Below are 20,901 nucleotides of genomic sequence, written 5' to 3'. Positions count from 1 at the left end.
GACTATTTTCGAACGCTTATTTCATTTATGTGGCGTCCCAGGTCGCGCCTGGTGCCAGCGGTGCAGGAGTCCTTCCGGTGCTTCCTCGGCCGTGAGCGCGAAGACGAGGTGGTCCCGCCAGGCCCCGTCGATGTGCAGATAGCGGGGCCGGGTCCCTTCCTCGCGGAATCCGAGTTTCTCCACGACCCGGCGGCTCGGCCCGTTCTCGGGACGAATACACACCTCGATCCGGTGCATCCCCACCACGCGGAAACAGTGGTCGACGGCCAGGGCGACGGCCGTCGGCATGACGCCGCGCCCGGCGACGTCCCGGTCGACCCAGTAGCCGACATGCCCCGAGCACATCGAGCCCCAGGTGATCCCGGCCACGGTCAACTGGCCGACCAGGCGCCCCTGGTACTCGATGACGAACGGCAGCATCCGCCCCGCGTTGGCCTCGGCGCGCAGATGGCGGACCATCTGCCGGTACGTCGGGCGCTGGGCGACCGGGGCGCCGGGGGGCGGCGGCGGGATCGTCGCCTCCCAGGGCCGCAGCCACTCGCGGTTGCGCCGGTTCACCTCGCGCCAGGCCCGTTGATCGCGTGGCTTTATCGGGCGCAGGACGACATCGCCGTCCACCAACGCCACCGGCCAGAAGGGGTGGTTCATCCGTCGGTACGTGGATGATCGCCGCCGTGGATCTGGTCGACGGCGTGGACCAGCAGCCGGCCGAGGACGGCGAGCCCGTCCCGTACGCCGCCGGAGGAGCCCGGCAGATTCACGATCAGGGTCCGGCCCGCGACACCCGCGAGGCCCCGCGAGAGCGCGGCGGTGGGGACCTTCCGGGCGCCCTCGGCGCGGATCGCCTCGGGGATGCCGGGGATCTCGTGGTCCAGGACGCGGCGGGTGGCCTCGGGGGTGCGGTCGGTGGGCGAGATGCCGGTACCGCCGGTGGTCAGGATGACGGCGTACGAGGCGGCCACCCCCTCGCGCAGCGCCTGTTCGACCGGGTCGCCGTCGGGCACGATCAGGGGGCCCTGGACCGAGAAGCCCAGCTCCGTGAGGGCGTTCGCGATGACCGGGCCTCCGGTGTCGGCGTACACGCCGGCCGCCGCGCGGTTGGACGCGGTGACGACGAGGGCGCGGTACGAGCGGCTCGCCCGCGGTGCCGGGGCCGTGGTCGGCGCCGTGGTCGGGGCCGCGGTGCCGCTCTTGGCGGGATCCGTCATGCCGTGCCCCTCTCCGGGGTCCCGTTCGTCTGCGGCTGTCTGCCTGGTTCCGGTGCCCGGCGTGACCAATGGCCCGACTTTCCGCCGGTCTTCTCCTCGACCCGTACGTCCGTGATCACCGCGCCCTTGTCGACGGCCTTCACCATGTCGACCACGGTCAGCGCCGCGACCGCGACCGCGGTCAGGGCCTCCATCTCCACGCCCGTGCGGTCCGTGGTCTTCACCGTCGCCAGGATCTCCACCGCGTCGTCCGCGAGGGCGAGGTCGAGCGTGACCCCCGAGACCGCCAGCGGATGGCACAGCGGGATCAGCTCCGGGGTCCGTTTCGCGCCCATGATGCCCGCGATCCGGGCGGTGGCCAGGGCGTCACCCTTGGGCACCCCCTCACCCCGCAGCAGTTCGACGACGCGCGGCGACACCAGCACCCGGCCGCTCGCGCTGGCGGTGCGCGCGGTGACCTCCTTGGCGGAGACGTCGACCATGCGGGCCGCGCCCGCCTCGTCGAGATGCGTCAGTCGGCCTTGTCGAGAAGGTCCGGGGGTCTCCCCCCGGGAAAACGCAGTCATCGCTGTGGCGCTCCCGGTCCGGGCCCGGCGGGGCCTGTTAGGCAGGACACGCTACCGCCACCGCGCGCCCCTCAGCGGAGCAGCACCACGTCGACCTCGCTTCCGGGCTCCACCGATGTGGCCTCCTCGGGGACCACGATGAGCGCGTCGGCGTGGGCGAGGGCGGCGACGAGATGGGAACCGGCGCCGCCGACGGGGACGGCCGTACCCGTCTCCGCGTCGTACACCCCGCGCAGGAACTGCCGCCGGCCGGCCGGGGACGTCAGCGGCCTGTCGGCCTTCAGGGCCGCGCGGACCGTCGGGCGGTGGACGTCCTGACGGCCCATGAGCGCGCGGATCGCGGGGCGTACGAACAGCTCGAACGACACGTACGACGAGACGGGGTTGCCCGGGAGGGCGAGCAGCGGGGTGTGTTCGGGGCCGATCGAGCCGAAGCCCTGGGGCTTGCCCGGCTGCATCGCGAGCTTGCGGAAGTCGATGCCGCTGCCCGGCTCGTCCTCGTCTCCTACGGAGGACAGCGCCTCTTTCACCACGTCGTACGCCCCGACGCTGACACCGCCGGTCGTCACGATCATGTCCGCGCGGATCAGCTGGTCCTCGATGGTCGCCCGGAGGGTGTCCGCGTCGTCGGTGACCGCGCCGACCCGGTAGGCGATGGCGCCGGCGTCCCGCGCGGCGGCGGTGAGCGCGAAGCTGTTGGAGTCGTAGATCTGGCCCTCGCCCAACGCCTCGCCCGGCTGAACCAGTTCGCTGCCGGTCGACAGGACGACCACGCGCGGGCGCGGGTGGACCCGGACGGTGGCGCGGCCGATGGCGGACAGCAGGCCGATCTGTGGCGGTCCCAGGATCGTGCCGGCCTCCAGGGCGAGGTCCCCGGCCTGTACGTCGCTGCCACGCGCCCGGACGTGGGCGCGGGGCTCGGCGGGGCGGTACACCCGGACCTCACCGCTCGCGCCCTCGGGCGCGGAGCCGGCCGGCCGCATGGAGGTGGCGGCTCCGCCGCCCGTACCGCCGTCGGTCCACTCGACGGGGACGACGGCCTCGGCGCCCGGTGGCAGCGGTGCGCCGGTCATGATCCGGGCGGCCTGGCCGGGGCCGACGTGGGGCAGGGGGCCGCCGCCCGCCGCGACGTCGCCGATGACGGTCAGGACGGCCGGGAACTCCTCGTCGGCGCCGGACACGTCCGCCGTACGGACCGCGTAGCCGTCCATGGAGCTGTTGTCGAACGGCGGCAGGGCCACCGGCACCGTGACGTCCTCGACGAGGACGCAGCCCTGGGCGTCGGGCAGTTGCAGCTCGATCGGGTCCAGCGGGCGGACCGTGGCGAGGATGTCCGCCAGGTGCTCGTCCACCGTCCAGAGCCGTCCTTGGCCGGAGACGGGTGCCGGTGCCGGTGTCGCCGTACTGCTCAAGGTGCTACATCTCCTCGGTGACGTAACTGCGGAGCCAGGCCCGGAAGTCCGGTCCCAGGTCTTCACGTTCGCACGCGAGTCTGACAATGGCACGCAGATAGTCGCCGCGGTCACCCGTGTCATAGCGGCGTCCCTTGAAGACGACGCCGTGGACCGGGCCGCCGGCCTTCTCGTCGGCCGACAACTGCTGGAGCGCGTCGGTGAGCTGGATCTCACCGCCGCGGCCCGGCTCGGTCTTGCGCAGTATCTCGAAGACGGCGGGGTCGAGTACGTAACGGCCGATGATGGCGTAATTGCTGGGCGCGTCGGCGCGGTCGGGCTTCTCGACCAGGTCGTGCACCTTGACCACGTCGCCGTAGGCGGTGGGCTCGACGGCGGCGCATCCGTAGAGATGGATCTGGTCGGGGTCGACCTCCATCAGCGCGATGACGCTGCCGCCCTCGCGCTCCTGGATCTCGACCATGCGGGACAGCAGCGGGTCGCGCGGGTCGATCAGGTCGTCGCCGAGGAGCACCGCGAAGGGCTGGTCGCCGACGTGCGGGGCGGCGCACAGGACGGCGTGGCCGAGGCCCTTGGGGTCGCCCTGCCGGACGTAGTGCATCGTCGCCAGGTCGCTGGACTCCTGCACCTTGGCGAGGCGTTCGGTGTCTCCCTTGCGGGTGAGCGCTTCCTCCAGCTCGTAATTGCGGTCGAAGTGGTCCTCCAGGGGACGCTTGTTGCGTCCGGTGACCATGAGAACGTCGGAGAGCCCGGCCATCACGGCTTCCTCGACCACGTACTGGATCGCGGGCTTGTCGACGACAGGCAGCATCTCCTTGGGAGTTGCCTTGGTGACAGGCAGAAAGCGCGTTCCGAGACCGGCGGCGGGGATGACGGCCTTGCTGATCCTGGGGGGTGACTGAGTCATATCGAGCACCCTATCCGTCACAGATGAGTGGAAGATGTGACTCCGGTTAACTTTCCCTCCATACATACGCATACGAGAGATTTGCGAAGTCCGGTGAATAGTGACATGTCAGGAAAGTCCCCTCTACGGCGGGAACTCCTTGCCGCGCGGCGCCTCCTGTCCGAGGAAGACGTCCAAAACGCCTCCGCGGTTCTCGCCCGGCGGGCGCTGGAACTTCCCGAACTCGCGGCGGCCGGGACCGTCGCCGCGTACGTCTCCGTAGGACGCGAACCGGGCACGCGCCCGCTGCTCGACGCGCTGCGGGAGCGGGGCGTGCGGGTCCTGCTGCCGGTGCTGCTGGCGGACAACGATCTCAACTGGGCGGCGTACGACGGGGCGGAGCGCCTCGTGCGCGCGGGGCGGGGGCTCCTGGAGCCCGATGGTGCGCGGCTCGGCGTACGCGCGGTCCTTCAGGCGCGGGTGGTGCTGCTCCCGGGGCTCGCCGTGGACGGGCGCGGGATGCGGCTGGGGCGGGGCGGCGGGTCGTACGACCGGGTCCTGGCCCGGTTGGAGGAGGCGGGGGCGGGGGCCGTCCTCGCGGTGCTCCTGTACGACCACGAAGTGGTCGAGCGGGTCCCTGCCGAGCCGCACGACCGCCCCGTGCGGGCGGTGGTGACTCCGGGCGGGACCCGGCACTTCGCGAGCGGGTGAGGTGTGAGGGGCCGCCCGGGCGGGCGGCCGGGCGGCCCCTCACGGCTTGCGCCTTACGGCGCGAGCGTCAGGGTGTCCCCCGTACTCGCCTCCACGGCTCTGCTGCTGAACGGCCAGTCGAGCAGTTCCCCCTTGGCCCACTTGTCCGTCTGGTCGGTGTAGTTCGCGCTGTACGCGTGCCCCGAGGCGCCCGTCAGGTTGATCCAGCGGGACTTGTCCCAGTCTCCGACGTTGACCACCATCCGCATCGACGGCACCCACATGACCTCGTAGCCGCCGGCCGCGTTCCAGCCCGTGGCGTTGACCGTGGCCTCGCCGCCGCCCAGGTTCCACGGGCCGCGGTTGAGCAGGGTCCGCACGATGCTGGGACCCTCCGTACCGAGGGTCTGGTTTTCGAGTGTCAGCTGGTGCAGCCGGCCCCAGCTCCAGGTGGAGACGTCCTTGCCGAGCTTGGCGGTCAGCTCCCAGCGCGCGTCCGTCAGGGCACGCAGCAGGAGATCGTCACGGGTCTTGGCGGCCTTCTCCGTACGGGTCTTGGGGGCCTGCCACCAGGTGTTGTCCTCGTCCTTGAGGATCTTGCGGGTGATCTCGAACCAGCGGTCGCCACCGTCCGGCTGCGCCGACTCCGGGGAGCGTTTGCCGCACTCCCGCACCGGCTCGGCGAGATCGTCGACCGGGCCCGTGCTGTCGGCGGGGCGCACGCTGAGGCACTCGTCCTCGACGCGCATCTCCTTGGGAAGTTTGTTCCCGAAGGCGAGCTTGAGGACGTTGCGCCAGACGCCGTTGAAGTACGCGGCTGCCGCCGAGTCCGGTTCCTGGGTGTAGTCCCAGCCTTCGAGGAGCTTCTGGGCCTCGCGTACGGAGGGGTCCGAGACATCGATCTTCAGCAGGTACGGCATGAGCAGCGTGGCGATCTCGCTGCGGTTGTCGGTCTGCATGGTGCGCATGTCGTCGGTGGAGATCTTGCCGCCGTCCTTGATCTTCGACTTGATCAGGTCGTTGATCCGCTGGCTGCGGGCGCCGTAGCCCCAGTCCTCGGTCATCGGGTACGGATAGTCGTCCTTGTCGATGACGGCCTGGTTGGCGGTGACGATGTAGCCGCGCTTCGGGTTCTCCTCGTAAGGAAGCTCGTCGAAGGGGATGTAACCCTCCCAGCGGTACCTCGGGTCCCAGCCGGGGGCCGGCATCGAGCCGTCGCCCTCGGCGCGGATCGGGATCCGGCCGGGCGCCTGGTAGCCGATGATGCCCTTCGCGTCGGCGTAGATCAGGTTCTGCGAGGGGACCTCGAAGTTCTCGGCGGCCTTGCGGAACTGTGCGAAGTCCTTGGCCTTGTTGAGCTCGAAGACCGCGTCCATGGATTTGCCCGGCTGGAGGGCGGTCCACTGGAGGGAGACCGCGTATCCCTCGCCGCGGTCGGGGGCCGCGTTGTTGACGGGGGCCTTGTCGCCGACTCTGCGCAGCTCACTGTTGCGGTCGGAGACCACCGGGCCGCGCCCGGTGGAGCGGACCGTGATGGTCTCGCTCTCGGCACCGGCGACCTTGATCGTTTCCTGTCGGGTCGTGAACTTCTTCTGCTCGTTCCCGTACTGGTAGGTGTCGCCGTTGACCTTCTCCAGATAGAGGTCGGTCACGTCGGCGCCGAGGTTGGTCATGCCCCAGGCGATGTCCTTGTTGTGGCCGATGACGACGCCCGGCATGCCCGCGAAGGTGTAGCCGGCGACGTCGTACTGGCAGTCCTTGGTGAGACTGCGGCAGTGCAGGCCCATCTGGTACCAGACGGAGGGCAGTTGGGGCGCGAGGTGCGGATCGTTGGCGAGCAGCGGCTTGCCGGTCGTCGTGTAGTCGCCCGAGACCACCCACGAGTTGGAGCCGATGCCGCTGCCGCTGGGGCCGAGGAGGGCGGGGATCTCGTCGAGGGTGCCGGAGAGGGCGTCGAGCTGGGACTCCAGGCCCTGGGTGGCATCGGCCGGGTCCGTGCCCGTACCGGGGCCTCCTGGGTCCGTACCGCCCTCTGTGCCGCTTCCGGTGCCTGTTCCGGTCCCGGTGCCGGTCCCGGTGCCTGTCCCCGTGCCTGGCCCGTCGCCCGTGCCGTCGGCCGTCGCGTCACCCGGCTCGGCCTTGGGGTCGTACTTCTCCGCAAGCGGGTCGACCGCGCCCTCGGTGACGATCGGCTGGTTCCGGCTGTAGGGATACGACGGGTACAGATCCTTGATCTGCTTCTCGTCCATCCTGCTGGTGAGCAGTGAACGGTCGATCTCGTCCTGCATGTTGGAGCGCAGGTCCCACGCCATCGCCTTGAGCCAGGCCACCGAGTCGACGGGGGTCCACTTCGTGGGTTTGTAGTCGTTGGTGAAGTTCAGGGCGGCGTACTCGACGGAGATGTCCTTGCCGTCGCGGCCGTTGAGGTAGTCGTTGACGCCGTCCGCGTACGACTGGAGGTTCTTCTTCGTCTCGTCCGAGAGTTTGGTGTCGTACTCCTTCTGGGCCACCCGCCGCCAGCCGAGTGTGCGCAGGAACTCGTCCGTCGCGACCTGCCCCTTGCCGAACATCTCGGAGAGCCGGCCCGAGGTCATGTGGCGCCGGACGTCCATCTCCCAGAAGCGGTCCTGCGCCTGGACGTAGCCCTGCGCGCGGAACAGGTCCTGGTCGGTGTTCGCGTAGATCTGCGGGATGCCGGAACTGTCGCGCTTGACCTCGACCTGGCCGTCGAGCCCCGGCAGCGTGATCGTGCCGGTGGTCTGCGGGAGCGAGGCACGCACGGTACTGACGCCCCAGTAGGCGCCGTAGCCAACACCTGCTACCAGAGCCAGCACCAGGACGATCACGACAAAGCGGGCGCGTCGCCCCTTCTTTTTGGTGGCAGGGGGCGTTGAGTTGGCGGGCATCGCTGTCCTTCGAGGGGCAGGGTGGTCCTGGAATGCTGCAGCAACCATAGGCGCAGGGCTTCACCCGCCCCGACGCGGTGTCACTAGTACGACCCGGCGGGACTCCTCGGACGATCACACAGGAAATCACGCGATCGATCGCACGAACGATCGATCGCGTCAAGAAAACGTTAAAGATTAGGTAAGGTAACGAAGTGCCGACCGCCGGGGAAACGATCCGGTGCGCGCGAGGGGAAGGATCGGCCGCTGACTGTCCACCAGCTCAATGAACTCCTGCTCATCTGCTCGCTCGTGCTGCTGATCGCGGTCGCCGCAGTACGGATCTCGTCCCGGAGCGGGCTTCCCAGCCTGCTGCTCTACCTCGGGATCGGCGTCGTCATCGGCCAGGACGGCATCTTCAACGTCAAGTTCGACAACGCCGAGCTGACCCAGGTGATCGGCTACGCCGCCCTGGTCGTGATCCTCGCCGAGGGCGGCCTCGCCGCCAAGTGGAAAGAGGCCAAACCCGCGTTGCCGGTCGCCGTCGCCCTGTCGACGGTGGGCGTCGGGGTGAGCGTGGGCGTCACCGCGACCGCCGCGCACTACCTCGTCGGCCTGGAGTGGCGGCAGGCGCTGATCATCGGCGCCGTGGTCTCGTCCACGGACGCCGCCGCCGTCTTCTCCGTACTGAGGAAGATTCCGCTGCCGTCGAGGGTCACGGGCGCGCTGGAGGCGGAGTCGGGCTTCAACGACGCCCCCGTGGTGATCATGGTGGTGGCGCTCTCGACGGTCGGACCGGTGGAGCACTGGTACGTACTGGTGGGCGAGATCGCCCTGGAACTGGCCATCGGCGCCGCCATCGGCATCGCGGTGGGCTGGCTGGGCGCCTTCGGGCTCCGGCACGTGGCGCTGCCGGCCTCCGGCCTGTACCCCATCGCCGTGATGGCCATCGCCGTCGTCGCGTACGCGGCCGGGGCCATGGCCCACGGCAGCGGATTCCTCGCCGTGTACCTGGCCTCCATGCTGCTGGGGAACTCCAAGCTGCCGCACGCTCCGGCGACCCGCGGCTTCGCGGAGGGGCTGGGCTGGCTCGCGCAGATCGGCATGTTCGTCCTGCTCGGACTGCTGGTGACGCCGCACGAACTGGGCGACGACTTCTGGCCCGCGGTGATAGTGGGCCTGGTGCTGACCGCGGTGGCGCGGCCCCTCTCCGTGCTGGTCAGCCTCGCGCCGTTCCGCATCCCCTGGCAGGAGAAGGCGCTGATGTCGTGGGCGGGGCTGCGTGGCGCCGTGCCCATCGTCATGGCGACCATCCCCATGGTCACGGGGATCGAGGGCAGCCACCGGATCTTCAACATCGTCTTCGTCCTGGTCGTCGTCTACACGCTCGTACAGGGGCCGACGCTGCCCTGGGTGGCCAGGAAACTCCATCTCGGCGACCCCTCGGAGGCGGCCGACCTCGGGGTCGAGTCGGCGCCGCTGGAGCGGCTGCGCGGTCATCTGCTGTCCGTGGCCATTCCGGACCGCTCGAAGATGCACGGCGTGGAGGTCGGCGAGCTGCGGCTGCCCCCGGGGTCGGCGGTCACGCTGGTCGTACGGGAGGACAAGAGCTTCGTGCCGGGGCCGTCCACCGTGCTGCGGCGGGGGGACGAGCTGCTGGTGGTGGCGACGGATCCGGTACGGGACGCGGCCGAGCGGCGGCTGCGGGCGGTCGGGCAGGGCGGAAAGCTGGCCGACTGGCTGGGGACCAACGGGACGAGCGGGGTTGGTGGAACGGGCGGGGCAGGTGGCGCGGGCGGGAAGGCGGGCCTGGCGCGCAGGAAGCTGGGGGCGAGGAAGCAGCCCGGGAGCGGGGTCGGCGGGGGTGGAGTCGGCGGAGTGGGTCGGGGGCCCGGGTGAGGGCGTGGGGGCTGTCGCGCCGGCCGGCGGCCCTGCCGCCAAGGAATCGAAGGACTTGCCGTCCGGAGGCGTCAATCACAGGTACGGGCCGGGATCTTCCGGGCGTTTCCCAGGTAGGATGAGGGCCGTGCCTGTCGCGTCGAGGACGTGACACCACAGACTTGATCGACCAACTCTGCCTGACGCAGAGCTGGCGCGACCGTATGGCGGCCGTGGCGTCCCCTTCAGTGGACCCTGGGCATCTACCGCAGTTCCGCGCAAGAGGACAGCTCTCGGCCGCCCCGTACATCCGGGCGCGCCACCAGGCGGCAGAAAGGCAAGGACCGTGTCCGACACGGTCGACACCACCGCCGGTGCCTCCGAGGGAACGGCTCACCAGGAGACCGCCCCGGCCCGCCCGAGTTACGCGCAGTTGCTGCGTACCCCCGGCGCGTGGACGTTTCTGCTTCCCGGCTTCGCCGCGCGGCAGCCCTTCGCGATGCTGACGATCGGCATCGTCCTGCTCGTCCAGCACACCTCCGGTTCGTACGGCAGCGCGGGCATCGTCGCCGCCGTCACCGGTGTCTCCATGGCGCTCTTCGCGCCGCAGAACGGCAAGCTCGCCGACCGGTTCGGCCAGCGTGCGGTGCTGGTGCCCGGGGTCCTGCTGCACGCGGCTTCCGTCACCGCCCTGACCGTGCTGGCGCTGGCGGGCGCGCCCCTGTGGGCGCTGTTCGTCGCCGCCGTCCCGACGGGCGCTTCGATCCCGCAGGTGGGGCCGATGGTCCGGGCCCGCTGGGCGGCCGTGCTCGGTACCTCGCAGGAGCGTGCGCGGCTGCTGCCGACGGCCGCCGCCTTCGAATCCGTCACGGACGAGTTCACCTTCGTCATCGGGCCTGTTCTCGCGACCGCGCTGTGCACCGGCGTACATCCGGCGGCCGGGCTGGTCGCCGAGGGGGTGCTGACCCTGGTGGGCGGACTGCTGTTCGCCGCGCAGCGGGGGACCCAGCCGAAGCCCGCACGGCGGGCCGCGGCCGGCCCGAAGGGTGCGGCCGGGGAGGCAGGTGCGGCCGGGGCGCGTGTCTCGGCGCTGTCCGTCCCCGGCGTACGCGTCCTGGCCGTGGTCTTCCTCGGCATCGGCTCGGTCTTCGGCGGTATGCAGGTCTCGCTCACGGCCTTCGCCGAGGAGATCGGCAACCCCGGCGCGAACGGCCTTCTGTACGGAGTCTTCGCCGCCGGCAACATGCTCGCCGGTATCGCGTGCGGTGCCGTCGCGTGGAAGATCGGACCCCGCCGCCGGCTGATCGCCGGTTACGTGGGCCTGACGGTGGCCGCCTCGGGACTGTGGGCGGTGCACTCGGTCCCCATGCTCGCCGGACTCGGCCTGCTGGTCGGGCTCTTCATCGCGCCCGCGCTGATCAGCGGCTACACCCTGATCGAGTCGCTGGTCCCCGCCGGTGCCCGTACGGAGGCCTTCACCTGGCTGACGGGCGCGGTCGCGCTGGGCCAGGCCGGCGCGGTCACGGCGGCCGGACAGCTGGCGGACGCGCACGGCGCGAGCGCCGGATTCGTGGTGCCCCTGGTGGGCACCGCACTGGCTCTGGCCACGCTCGTCGCCCTGCGCTCGCGGCTCACGCCGAAGGCGTCGGGCCTCGTCGCGGCGCGTGGAATGGGTCACCGCGTGCCGGTGGCAGTGGACTGATCCAGCGGAATACGTCACTATGGAGCGTCGTTAGCACTCATTGAGTGAGAGTGCCAGGAGGAACAAGTGCCGACCTATCAGTACCAGTGCACCGACTGTGGCGAGGGCCTTGAGGCGGTGCAGAAATTCACCGATGATTCCCTCACCGTGTGCCCCGCGTGCGAAGGACGCCTGAAGAAGGTGTTCTCCGCGGTCGGTATCGTTTTCAAGGGTTCCGGTTTCTACCGGAACGACAGCCGCGGCTCGTCTTCGAGCAGCACGCCGGCCAAGGCGGGCGCGTCGAACGGCTCGGGTGACTCGGGCGGTTCGAACGGTTCGAGCGACAAGCCGTCGGGCTCGTCGTCGTCGGACGCCAAGTCCGCGTCCACGTCGTCCACCGGTTCTTCGTCCTCCTCGTCGGGCTCGGGTTCCGCCGGCTCGAATTCCGGCTCGAAGTCGAGCGCTTCGAGCGGCAGCTCCAGCTCCGGTTCCAGCGGTTCCTCCGCCGCTTGATCACCTGACTACTCCTCTCCGGGACCCCGCCGTTCGGTACGGCGGGGTCTTCGGCGTTCCCGCACACCCGGGCAGCGGCGGCCCCCCGCTAGGGTGATCGTCATGGCGACCAAGGCGAACGCAGAGGGCTCGGAGACCGCGGAGATCGGCGTCATCGGCGGCTCGGGCCTGTACTCATTCCTCGATGACGTGACCGAGGTCACCGTCGACACCCCGCACGGACCGCCCAGCGACTCGCTGTTCCTCGGCGACGTCGGGGGCAGGCGCGTCGCGTTCCTGCCCCGCCACGGGCGCGCGCACGATCTCGCGCCGCACCGCATCAACTACCGCGCCAATCTGTGGGCGCTGCGGTCCGTCGGCGTACGTCAGGTGCTCGGCCCGTGCGCGGTGGGCGGGCTGCGCGCGGAGTTCGGCCCGGGGACGCTGCTCGTACCGGACCAGTTGGTGGACCGTACGAAGGCACGCGCGCAGACGTACTACGACGGTGTGCCGCTGCCCGGCGGCGGCGCTTCCAAGGTCGTCCATGTCTCGCTCGCCGATCCCTACTGCCCCGAGGGGCGCAAGGCGGCGCTCGCCGCGGCGCGCGGGCGCGAGTGGGAGCCGGTCGATGGCGGGACGCTGGTGGTCATCGAGGGGCCGCGCTTCTCGACCCGCGCCGAATCGCGGTGGCATGCGGCGATGGGCTGGTCGGTGGTCGGTATGACGGGTCACCCCGAGGCTGTGCTCGCCCGTGAACTGGGGCTCTGCTACACGTCGTTGACGCTGGTGACCGATCTGGACGCCGGGGCCGAGACGGGCGAGGGCGTCTCGCACAAGGACGTGCTGAAGGTCTTCGCCTCCAATGTCGACCGGCTGCGCACGGTGCTGTTCGACACGGTGGGCGGGTTGCAGGCGGACAAGACGCGGGACTGCCTGTGCTCGCACGCGCTGGACGGTATCGATACGGGACTTGAGCTGCCGTAAACGCCTGGGACGGGCCTCGTTCGGGTGAGCGAGATATTCACATCCGGGTAGTTGTCCACAGGCTTCGGCGGGATTCCGGCGGGACGTGGATCGTGGGGAGCGGCCAGCAGAAACTCCTCACGCCAGGTGGTGGTTGCCATGTCCCGTTCCCCTTCCTCCCCTTCCTCCCCTTTCTCTCCTTCCTCTCCTTCCTCTTCCCGCCCGTCGGATCCTCCGTCCCCTTTTCCGTCTCCGGCCTCTCCGTCCTTCCCGCCCGTGCCGGTGGCTGCCGCGCCCGCTCCGTGCGGGGTGCCGGCGTTCGATCCGCTGCGAGTGCGTGGTGGCGGGCATCGGCTGCGCAGGGCGCTGCTCCGGCGGCGCCGTGCGGTGGCGGCGGGGCTGGCGGTGACGGCAGCCGCGTTGGCGGCGTCGGGCGCGGGCGGTCCTGGCGCGGCCGGAGCGGAGGAGCGCACCGAGGCCGCGTCCCGCGCGGCGGCGGGTGGTGATGCCCAATCGGGCGTGCGGAAAGTGGAGTTGGTGACGGCTCCGGTGCGGATCGCGGATGTGGCGACGGTCCGGCTGCTGCGTCCGGGCGACCGGGTCGATGTGATCGCCGCCGCCCACTCCCCCGTCTCCCCCGTGCGCGAGGAGGCGGACGCCCGGGTGATCGCCGCGGGAGTGCTGGTGAAATCCGTCCCGCGGGTCCTGGAGAGCGCCGCCGACGGTGGAGCGCTGGTCCTGCTGACCGTCGCGCGTGATGTCGCGGCGGAGTTGGCGGGCGCGAGCACGACCTCCCGGCTGGCGGTGACGCTGTGCTGAGCCGCTCGATGGCGGCCCCGGCTGCTCATCGTCGTACTGATGAGCACATTGGTCACACGAAAGCATGGGCGGATTGGACAGCTGGGGCGCCAGTTGCCCAAGGTGTCAGGGCGATTGGCTGTCCCCATCGCTGTCCCCACGGCACATACGTAGAAGGGCTCACTGGTGAGCAACGAGAAGGAGAGCGTGCTGGAGGGCTTCAAAGCCTTCCTGACGCGCGGCAACGTGATCGACCTCGCGGTCGCGGTCGTCATCGGCGCCGCGTTCACCGGCGTGGTGAACTCCCTGGTGAAGGGCGTCATCAATCCGGTCGTCGGCGCGTTCGGCACCAAGGATCTGGACCGCTACACCTCATGTCTCAAGTCCCCGTGCGAGACGAACGAAGCGGGCGAGGTCGTGTCGGGTATCCCGATCATGTGGGGGACGGTGCTGAGCGCGATCCTCAGCTTCCTGATCACCGCCGCCGTCGTGTACTTCCTGATGGTCCTGCCGATGGCGAAGTATCTGGCCAGGCGCGCCAGGCAGCAGGCCGCCAGGGAAAAGGTGGAGGAAGTGCTGGAGGTGAGCGAGCTGGAGGTACTGAAGGAGATCAGGGACGCGCTGGTGGCTCAGCAGCGGGGGCCGGGGCGCGGCACCCCTTAGGCCCTGTCGGGCGGATCACCGGACTGGACCTGGTCCCTATCCACGAGCCTGCCCGCGGGTCTGTCCGGCGGATCCTCGCGGACAGACCCCGGTCCGTGCGGGCGGGTCCCGGCGCTCAGATGTGGTGGGGCGGCTTCTCGTCGAGGAAGCGGGCGAGGTCGGCGGCGCTGTTGCCGCTCGCGGCCGGCCGCTCGCCCCACCCGGCGTCCGTGTCGTCGGAGGACGGGCGGTCCAGCGGGTCGTCGAAGACCAGCGGCGGCTTGGGCGGGCCCGGCTTCGGGGGGGCCGGCTTGGGCGGGGCCGGTCGGGGCGGGTCCGTGACGGTGTCACGCGGTCCGGGAGTGCGGGCGGTGCTCATACGTCCAGGGTACGGGGGTTGGCGCGGCGGGCGGGGTGATCCGCTGTAGTGGGGGCTGCCCCCGTGGTACGCATGGGGCCCATGGCAACCAATGACGCATTGACGGATGTGGCGGGGATCCGGGTCGGCCACGCGCGGGTGGCCGGGGACCGGGCGCTCAGCGGTACGACGGTCGTCCTCGCGCCCGAGGGCGGGGCGGTCGCCGCCGTGGACGTACGGGGCGGTGGCCCCGGTACCCGGGAGACGGACGCGCTGGATCCGCGCAATCTGGTGCGGCGCGTGGAGGCCGTCGTGCTGACCGGCGGCAGCGCGTACGGGCTCGACTCCGCCGCCGGTGTGATGGCGTGGCTGGAGGAGCAGGGGCGGGGTGTCCGGGTCGGTCCCGACCCGTCCCAGGTGGTGCCGGTCGTCCCGGCGGCCTGCGTCTTCGACCTGGGGCGCGGCGGCGACTGGCGGGCCCGTCCGGACGCTTCCACGGGCCGCGCGGCGGTGGAGGCGGCGGCCCGTACGGAATCGGGGGCACCGGTCGACGAGGGGGCGGTGGGCGCCGGGACCGGGGCCGTGGTGGGGCAGCTGAAGGGCGGGATCGGTACGGCGAGCGTGCTGCTGCCGTCCGGGATCACCGTCGCGGCGCTGGTCGTCGCGAACGCGGCGGGCTCCGCGGTCGATCCGCTGACGGGCGTGCTGTACGGGCGGTACTTCCAGGGCCGTCCCGGCTACCCGTCGGCCGGTGTGCACGAGGCGGCCCTCGCGCGCCTCGCCGAGGTGCGCGAGCGGGAGGGGCGGCCTCCGCTGAACACCACGCTCGCCGTCGTGGCGACCGACGCCGACCTCTCCAAGGCCCAGGCGCAGAAGCTCGCGGGGACGGCGCACGACGGCATCGCACGCGCCGTCCGTCCCGTACATCTGCTCAACGACGGCGACACGGTCTTCACGCTCGCCACCGGCGAACACCCGCTCGACGCCGGGGGTCCGCTGGCGCTCAACGAACTGCTGGCGGCCGGGGCCGACGCTGTGACCAGGGCGATCGTGCGGGCGATGGTGGTGGCCGAGGGCGTCGACGGACCCGGCGGTACGTTCCCCGCGTACCGCGATTTGTACGGCACGGACTGACCGGCGGCGCAAGGGAGTTGAGGGGGGCTCGAAGGAACTTCTCGCGCGCCCCCAATCGTTTTACTGAACTTGGGGCGCAATGTCAGTCCCAGGGGCTACGTTATGCAATCACCAAGTGACATGTGGCGACGGCCTGGAGACCCACCTTGAACGATCCGTATGAGACAAGCGAGACGCATCTTGAGCGTCTCCTGGGTCGGGCACTCAACTCCTTCGATCTGCCCGACGCCGTGATCGAGCGGCTCGACTCCGCTCTGGCGCACGCCAGTTCAATGCGCTCCTCGCACCACAGTGCGGGACTGCACCGCGAGACCTATCGGCATACCTATCTGCTCGCCGACAGCACCGCCCTCACCCTCTGGGAGCTGGTCCACAACACCGGGCGCGACGGCGCCGAACAGCACGAGCTCTACACCGACGAGTACGAGGTGCGCCTGGCCGCCTCCCGGCTGCGCCGCCCCGGCCGCGCGGGCGGTGCCGGCCCGGCCACCGTCCCTTCCGTCAACCGCCTCGATTCGGCCGCCGATTCCGATTCGCTCTTCGAGTCCCGTTTCGAGTCGGACCTCGGCGGGAGTCTCGATCCGAGCTTCGAGTCCGACCTCGCGGCCGATCTCGAACTGCTCAGCGGCCTGCTGACAGCACCACAGACACCGCTGCCCCGGGTGTATCTGCCGGACAACTCCGCCGACCACGCGCGCCGGGTGCTGCGCCGCGCGGAGAACGTGGACCGGCCGGGCGAGGAGGTCGCGGGACAGCTGCGGGCCGCCTTCGCCCACCAGATCACCCAGGTCTTCGGCCGGCACGGCCATGTCGAGGGCAAGGACGCGGGGTTCACGCTGTACGAGCACGCGTTCCTGCTGCTCGATGGCACGGAGACGAGCCTGTGGGAGGTCGAGCACACGGCGACACCCGACGGCCGTCATATGTGCGAGGTGTACGCCGCGCAGAGCACCGCACGCGAAGCCATGGAACTCCGCGCGGGTCAGATGACCGGGTGAGGCGGTCCCTCAGACGGTCGTCGGCACCTTGGGCGCGGTCCCGGACTCCGTGCCCGGGGCACCGTCCCAAGCGGGGTTCTTCTCGCCACGCCCGCCCATGCCCTTCAGCGGCCCGCACCGGACCTCAGCCGACCAGCACCCGATCCCGCTCCGGCGGCTGCGGAGCAGCCCCCGTCTCCGGGACCCGGCGCTTCGGCAGCGCGAACATCAGCAGGAAGATCCCCACCAGCACCGCCGCCACCCACCACAGCGCGTTCTGGAACCCGTCCCCGAAAGCCGTCGCCACCGCCGCCGGCGTCTTCCCGGTGCGCCCGTCGATCACCCCGAAGAAGACCACCGACACCAGGCCGAGCCCCAGCGCGTGGCCCATCTGCTGCACCGTGTTGATCAGGCCGGACGCCGAGCCCGAGTGATCGCGCGGGACGTCCGACAGCACCGCGTCCGTCAGCGGCGCCACGATCAGGCCCATCCCCAGGCCCATCACGACCAGCGGCGGCACCATCTGCCAGGTGCTGATGTCCATTCCGTACCGCCCGGCCTCCCAGCGGTAGAGCAGTACGCCCGCCGCCATCGTCAGCGCGCCGGCCTGGAGGACCTTGCGGCCGAATCGGGGGACCAGCTTCTGTACGGAGAGCCCCGCGGCCGTCGACACCGCGAGCGAGAACGGCAGGCCGGTCAGACCGGCGCGCAGCGGGGTCCAGCCGAGGCCGATCTGCATGTAGAGCGTCCAGACCAGGAAGAAGATGCCCAGGCTGACGCCGAAGGTGAGCTGTACGGCGATGCCCGCGGCGAAGCTCTTCATCTTGAACAGGGACAGTTCCACCAGCGGCGACCCGTCCTTGCGGGTCTTCGCCTTCTCGTACGCCACGAACGCCGCGAACACCAGCACGCTGCCCGCCATGCACAGGTGCCCCCACAGCGGCCAGTCCAGCTCGCGGCCGCGGGTGAGCGGGTAGACCAGCATCAGCATCGCCACGGTCACCAGGACGACGCCGACCACATCCAGCCGCAGGGCCTTGGGTGCCTTGGACTCGGTGATGAACTTGCGGCCGAGGATCACACCGGCGATACCGACGGGCAGGTTGATCAGGAAGATCGGGCGCCATTCGAGGCCGAACAGGTTCCACTGGGTGAGCAGCGCGCCGAGGAGCGGTCCTGATACGGCGCCGAGGCCGACGATCGCGCCGAACATCCCGAAGACCTTGCCGCGTTCGTGCGCCGGGAAGGTGACGTGGATGATCGAGAGCACCTGGGGCACCATCAGCGCGGCCATCGCGCCCTGGAGGAGCCGGGAGGCGACGAGCATCTCGGCGCTGACCGCGAAGCCGCAGAGCGCCGAGGCGAGGGTGAAGCCGGTGATTCCCAGGAGGAAGAGCCGCTTGCGGCCGTAGATGTCGCCGAGCCGGCCGCCCGTGATCAGTCCGGCGGCGAAGGCGAGCGCGTATCCGGCGGTGATCCACTGGATGGAGCCGAAGGTCGCCGACAGGTCTCGTTCGATGCTGGGGATGGCGATGTTGACGATGGTGACGTCGACCAGGTCCATGAAGGCCGCGGTCATGACCACGGCCAGCGCCAGCCAGCGCCGTCGGTCGGCGGGGTCGGGGGGCGTGGCGGGGTCCGGGGGCATGGCGGGGTCGGCTTTCGTACCGGGTACGGCGACCGGTGAGGTCGCTGGAGAAGTCATGGGAGAAACCTATGCACCATATAGGCCGGATCATGTCCTAGATCGCTGGCACCCTGGAACGCATGACAGACACTCCGGCACGACTCCTGAATCTGCTGTCACTTCTCCAGACGCCGCGCGAGTGGCCGGGCAGTGAGCTGGCCCAGCGGCTCGACGTCAGCGCGCGCACGATCCGCCGGGACATCGACCGGCTGCGCGATCTCGGCTATCCGGTCGAGGCCAGCAAGGGCGCGGTCGGTGGGTACCGGCTGGTCGCGGGCGCCGCCATGCCGCCGCTGCTGCTGGACGACGAGGAGGCCGTGGCCATCGCCGTGGGGCTGCGGGCGGGGGCCGGGCATGCCATCGAGGGTGTGGAGGAGGCGTCCGTACGGGCGTTGGCGAAGCTGGAGCAGGTGCTGCCCTCGCGCCTGCGGCACCGTGTCTCCACCCTCCAGGCCGCGACAGTGCCGTTGCTCGTCCGGGGCGACGCGGCGAGCGTGGACCCGCGGACGCTGACGGTGATCGCCGCCGCGATCACCGGTACGGAGCGGGTGCGGTTCGACTACCGCGCGGGGGACGGCGCGCGGACCAAGCGGCAGGTCGAGCCGTACCGCCTGGTGTCGACGGCCCGGCGCTGGTATCTCGTCGCGTACGACCTGGCGCGGGAGGACTGGCGTACGTTCCGCGTCGACCGGGTCGGCGACCCGTACGCGACCGGGGCCCGCTTCACGCCGCGTGAGCTGCCGACCGGTGACGCGGCGGAGTTCCTGACCCGCTCGATGTGGGGCGCGCAGCCGCAGTGGGAGGTGGACGTGAGCTTCGCGGCGCCCGCGGAGTTCGTGGCGGGGCGGCTGCCGCCCTCGCTGGGTGTGCCGGAGCCGACCGGCCCCGGCAGTTGCCGGCTGCGGGCCACGGTGGGCGATTCACTGGAGTGGCTGGCGCTCCGACTGGCGCTGGTGGACTGCGAGTTCACGGTCCACGCGCCCGCGCGGCTGGTCGAACACATCCGCGCGGTGGGGGGTCGGCTGACCCGCGCGGCGGGCGGGGGCGGCGACTCAGCGGACGCGGGTACGGACGGAACGGACGGCGCGTGAGTACGTCGTCCGTACGTAAGGAGCCCCGGGATCGGGGGGGATGCCGGGGCTCCGCTCATGGGCACGTCCTCGGGCGTCACGCCGCCGCGTCGAAGCCCACGTCGTGCGCCATCTTCTTCAGTTCGAGCAGGGCGTGCTTCTCGATCTGCCTGATCCGCTCACGGGTCAGGCCGTGCTGCTTGCCCACCTCCGTGAGCGTCCGCTCCCGGCCGTCGTCGATGCCGTACCGCATCTTGATGATGGAGGCCGTGCGGTGGTCGAGCCTGCCGATCAGGTCTTCCAGCTCCTCGCTGCGCAGCAGCGTGAGGACGGACTGCTCGGGCGAGACCGCCGAGGTGTCCTCCAGCAGATCACCGAACTGGGTGTCGCCGTCGTCGTCCACCGACATGTTCAGACTGACCGGGTCACGGGCCCAGTCCAGGACGTCGATGACACGCTTGGCGTTGGATTCCAGCTCGGCGGCGATCTCGGTGGGCTCCGGGTCGCGCCCGTGCTCACGGTTGAACTCGCGCTGCACCCTGCGGATACGGCCGAGCTCCTCCACGAGGTGGACGGGCAGCCTGATCGTGCGTGACTGGTCCGCGATGGACCGGGTGATGGCCTGGCGGATCCACCAGGTCGCGTAGGTGGAGAACTTGAATCCCTTGGCGTAGTCGAACTTCTCGACCGCGCGCACCAGGCCGGCGTTGCCTTCCTGGATCAGGTCGAGCAGCGGCAGTCCACTGCGCGGGTAGCGCCGGGCCACGGCGACGACGAGACGGAGATTCGAGCGTATGAAGACGTCCTTCGCGCTCTCACCGGCGGCGACGAGGGCTTCGAGCTCCTCGCGCCGGGCGCCGGCGCCCTCGCTCTCCACCGCTCCGTCGAGAATCTGCTGGGCGTACACACCCGCTTCGATGGTCTGGGACAGCTCGACCTCCTTGGCGGCGTCGAGCAGCGGCGTACGCGCGATCTCGTCGAGGTACATGCCGACCAGGTCGCGATCGGCGATCTCCCCGCCTACGGCGCGAACACTGCTTGCCGCTTTCGAACCGCCGGTGGCGGTGCGACGGGCGACGGCACGGGTTGCCATGCGAGCTCCCTTACTGAGTCGGTCGCGACACCCTCCCGGGTGCCCTGCATCCGTTGGAAACAACGACTGGAATCCGGACAGAATTCCCAAGGCGTGCGCTCATTTTTGTGATCATGCAGTACCCTGTCCGGCCACCGAGGAGGGACGCATGGTGTCAAGCTGGACGGAAGTGCAGGTCAGAACGGGAACCGAGGACGATCTGACGGCGCTCACAGAGATTTACAACCACTTCGTGCGTGAGACGCCGATCACCTTCGACACCGCCACCTTCACTGCCGAGCAGCGCCGCCCCTGGCTGCGCTCCTACCCGGAAGACGGCCCACACCGCCTCAAGGTTGCTCAGGATGTCCGTTCTGAGCGAGTTCTGGGTTACGCGACCAGTGGCCCCTTCCGGCCGAAGGCGGCGTACTCCACTTCCGTGGAGGTCACGGTGTACTGCGCGCCCGAGGCGGCGAAGCTGAACGACGCCTGAACGTGCGAA

General features: G+C 70.5%; 19 protein-coding genes and 1 pseudogene. 11 read left to right on the top strand and 9 right to left on the bottom strand.

The annotated features are described in order from the left end of the window. Positions 1-21: 21 nt before the first annotated feature. From OG700_RS23855 to galU, 5 genes are all read right to left on the bottom strand, one after another. Entirely contained in the window at positions 22-648 is a 627-nt protein-coding gene (locus OG700_RS23855; RefSeq protein ID WP_405616791.1) for a GNAT family N-acetyltransferase, read from the bottom strand. Beyond that, positions 645-1,208, bottom strand: a complete 564-nt coding sequence (locus OG700_RS23850; RefSeq protein WP_405616789.1) for a molybdenum cofactor biosynthesis protein B — start codon at positions 1,206-1,208, stop codon at positions 645-647. The genes OG700_RS23855 and OG700_RS23850 overlap by 4 nt, the downstream gene beginning before the upstream one ends. Beyond that, complete coding sequence (gene moaC, locus OG700_RS23845) at positions 1,205-1,774, bottom strand: cyclic pyranopterin monophosphate synthase MoaC (protein WP_405616787.1); 570 nt, start codon at positions 1,772-1,774, stop codon at positions 1,205-1,207. The genes OG700_RS23850 and moaC overlap by 4 nt, the downstream gene beginning before the upstream one ends. A gap of 71 nt (positions 1,775-1,845) precedes the next feature. Then, positions 1,846-3,186: a gephyrin-like molybdotransferase Glp gene (gene glp / locus OG700_RS23840; RefSeq protein WP_405616785.1), complete on the bottom strand. Its 1,341-nt coding sequence runs from the start codon at positions 3,184-3,186 to the stop codon at positions 1,846-1,848. A gap of 4 nt (positions 3,187-3,190) precedes the next feature. Further along, positions 3,191-4,093, bottom strand: a complete 903-nt coding sequence (gene galU / locus OG700_RS23835; RefSeq protein ID WP_405616783.1) for a UTP--glucose-1-phosphate uridylyltransferase GalU — start codon at positions 4,091-4,093, stop codon at positions 3,191-3,193. A 93-nt stretch (positions 4,094-4,186) separates the two neighbouring features. On the opposite strand from galU, the gene OG700_RS23830 reads away from it, so the two are divergent. Further along, positions 4,187-4,783, top strand: coding sequence for a 5-formyltetrahydrofolate cyclo-ligase (locus tag OG700_RS23830; protein WP_405616781.1), 597 nt, complete (start codon positions 4,187-4,189; stop codon positions 4,781-4,783). Positions 4,784-4,836: 53 nt separating this feature from the next. Here the strand turns inward: OG700_RS23830 and OG700_RS23825 are convergent, their stop codons facing one another. Further along, positions 4,837-7,668, bottom strand: a complete 2,832-nt coding sequence (locus tag OG700_RS23825) for a penicillin acylase family protein (protein ID WP_405616779.1) — start codon at positions 7,666-7,668, stop codon at positions 4,837-4,839. Positions 7,669-7,941: 273 nt separating this feature from the next. Between OG700_RS23825 and OG700_RS23820 the strand changes: the two genes are divergently transcribed. The 6 genes from OG700_RS23820 (at position 7,942) to mscL (ending at position 14,122) form a co-directional block, all read left to right on the top strand. Next, entirely contained in the window at positions 7,942-9,546 is a 1,605-nt protein-coding gene (locus OG700_RS23820; protein WP_405621911.1) for a potassium/proton antiporter, read from the top strand. A 325-nt stretch (positions 9,547-9,871) separates the two neighbouring features. Further along, a complete protein-coding gene (locus OG700_RS23815; protein ID WP_405616777.1) occupies positions 9,872-11,227 on the top strand; it encodes an MFS transporter in 1,356 nt (451 codons plus the stop codon). A gap of 66 nt (positions 11,228-11,293) precedes the next feature. After that, positions 11,294-11,719, top strand: coding sequence for an FmdB family zinc ribbon protein (locus OG700_RS23810; RefSeq protein ID WP_405616775.1), 426 nt, complete (start codon positions 11,294-11,296; stop codon positions 11,717-11,719). Between the two features lie 102 nt (positions 11,720-11,821). Then, positions 11,822-12,682, top strand: a complete 861-nt coding sequence (locus OG700_RS23805) for an S-methyl-5'-thioadenosine phosphorylase (RefSeq protein ID WP_405616774.1) — start codon at positions 11,822-11,824, stop codon at positions 12,680-12,682. A 255-nt stretch (positions 12,683-12,937) separates the two neighbouring features. After that, positions 12,938-13,480 carry a hypothetical protein gene (locus OG700_RS23800; RefSeq protein ID WP_405616771.1) on the top strand — a complete coding sequence of 181 codons (543 nt, stop codon included), beginning with the start codon at positions 12,938-12,940 and terminating at the stop codon, positions 13,478-13,480. Positions 13,481-13,645: 165 nt separating this feature from the next. Next, entirely contained in the window at positions 13,646-14,122 is a 477-nt protein-coding gene (mscL, locus tag OG700_RS23795; RefSeq protein WP_405616769.1) for a large conductance mechanosensitive channel protein MscL, read from the top strand. Positions 14,123-14,237: 115 nt separating this feature from the next. On the opposite strand, the gene OG700_RS23790 is transcribed toward mscL, so the two are convergent. Then, positions 14,238-14,480 (bottom strand): hypothetical protein, encoded by a 243-nt coding sequence (locus tag OG700_RS23790; RefSeq protein WP_405616767.1) that lies wholly within the window; start codon positions 14,478-14,480, stop codon positions 14,238-14,240. 81 nt (positions 14,481-14,561) lie between these two features. Between OG700_RS23790 and OG700_RS23785 the strand changes: the two genes are divergently transcribed. Together OG700_RS23785 and OG700_RS23780 are read left to right on the top strand one after the other, a co-directional pair. After that, a complete protein-coding gene (locus tag OG700_RS23785) occupies positions 14,562-15,593 on the top strand; it encodes a P1 family peptidase (RefSeq protein WP_405616765.1) in 1,032 nt (343 codons plus the stop codon). Positions 15,594-15,739: 146 nt separating this feature from the next. Continuing rightward, positions 15,740-16,591, top strand: coding sequence for a DUF6227 family protein (locus OG700_RS23780; protein ID WP_405616763.1), 852 nt, complete (start codon positions 15,740-15,742; stop codon positions 16,589-16,591). Positions 16,592-16,715: 124 nt separating this feature from the next. Here OG700_RS23780 and OG700_RS23775 read toward each other — a convergent pair whose 3' ends face one another. Beyond that, on the bottom strand, positions 16,716-18,218 hold the full coding sequence (locus tag OG700_RS23775; protein WP_405621909.1) for an MFS transporter: 1,503 nt from the start codon (positions 18,216-18,218) through the stop codon (positions 16,716-16,718). Between the two features lie 119 nt (positions 18,219-18,337). Between OG700_RS23775 and OG700_RS23770 the strand changes: the two genes are divergently transcribed. Further along, positions 18,338-19,348 carry a helix-turn-helix transcriptional regulator gene (locus OG700_RS23770; protein ID WP_405616761.1) on the top strand — a complete coding sequence of 337 codons (1,011 nt, stop codon included), beginning with the start codon at positions 18,338-18,340 and terminating at the stop codon, positions 19,346-19,348. 76 nt (positions 19,349-19,424) lie between these two features. Here the strand turns inward: OG700_RS23770 and OG700_RS23765 are convergent, their stop codons facing one another. Next, positions 19,425-20,420: an RNA polymerase sigma factor RpoD/SigA gene (locus OG700_RS23765; RefSeq protein ID WP_405616759.1), complete on the bottom strand. Its 996-nt coding sequence runs from the start codon at positions 20,418-20,420 to the stop codon at positions 19,425-19,427. A 148-nt stretch (positions 20,421-20,568) separates the two neighbouring features. On the opposite strand from OG700_RS23765, the pseudogene OG700_RS23760 reads away from it, so the two are divergent. Next, a pseudogene (locus OG700_RS23760) lies at positions 20,569-20,871 on the top strand (GNAT family N-acetyltransferase); the annotation flags it as partial. Between the last annotated feature and the right edge of the window lie 30 nt (positions 20,872-20,901).

This window comes from Streptomyces sp. NBC_01508, from assembly GCF_045040315.1.
In the GTDB taxonomy this organism is placed as follows: Bacteria; Actinomycetota; Actinomycetes; order Streptomycetales; family Streptomycetaceae; genus Streptomyces.
Note: the sequence above shows the minus strand (reverse complement) of the source record. Positions and strands in the feature narration are given on the sequence as shown.

Excerpts from the sequence above, each read along its gene's own strand:
- OG700_RS23805 (WP_405616774.1), top strand. The coding sequence starts at position 11,822 with ATGGCGACCAAGGCGAACGCAGAGGGCTCGGAGACCGCGGAGATCGGC.
- OG700_RS23770 (WP_405616761.1), top strand. The coding sequence starts at position 18,338 with ATGACAGACACTCCGGCACGACTCCTGAATCTGCTGTCACTTCTCCAG.
- OG700_RS23825 (WP_405616779.1), bottom strand. The coding sequence starts at position 7,668 with ATGCCCGCCAACTCAACGCCCCCTGCCACCAAAAAGAAGGGGCGACGC.
- OG700_RS23765 (WP_405616759.1), bottom strand. The coding sequence starts at position 20,420 with ATGGCAACCCGTGCCGTCGCCCGTCGCACCGCCACCGGCGGTTCGAAA.
- moaC (WP_405616787.1), bottom strand. The coding sequence starts at position 1,774 with ATGACTGCGTTTTCCCGGGGGGAGACCCCCGGACCTTCTCGACAAGGC.
- OG700_RS23785 (WP_405616765.1), top strand. The coding sequence starts at position 14,562 with ATGGCAACCAATGACGCATTGACGGATGTGGCGGGGATCCGGGTCGGC.
- galU (WP_405616783.1), bottom strand. The coding sequence starts at position 4,093 with ATGACTCAGTCACCCCCCAGGATCAGCAAGGCCGTCATCCCCGCCGCC.
- OG700_RS23790 (WP_405616767.1), bottom strand. The coding sequence starts at position 14,480 with ATGAGCACCGCCCGCACTCCCGGACCGCGTGACACCGTCACGGACCCG.
- OG700_RS23775 (WP_405621909.1), bottom strand. The coding sequence starts at position 18,218 with ATGCCCCCGGACCCCGCCACGCCCCCCGACCCCGCCGACCGACGGCGC.
- OG700_RS23855 (WP_405616791.1), bottom strand. The coding sequence starts at position 648 with ATGAACCACCCCTTCTGGCCGGTGGCGTTGGTGGACGGCGATGTCGTC.
- OG700_RS23850 (WP_405616789.1), bottom strand. The coding sequence starts at position 1,208 with ATGACGGATCCCGCCAAGAGCGGCACCGCGGCCCCGACCACGGCGCCG.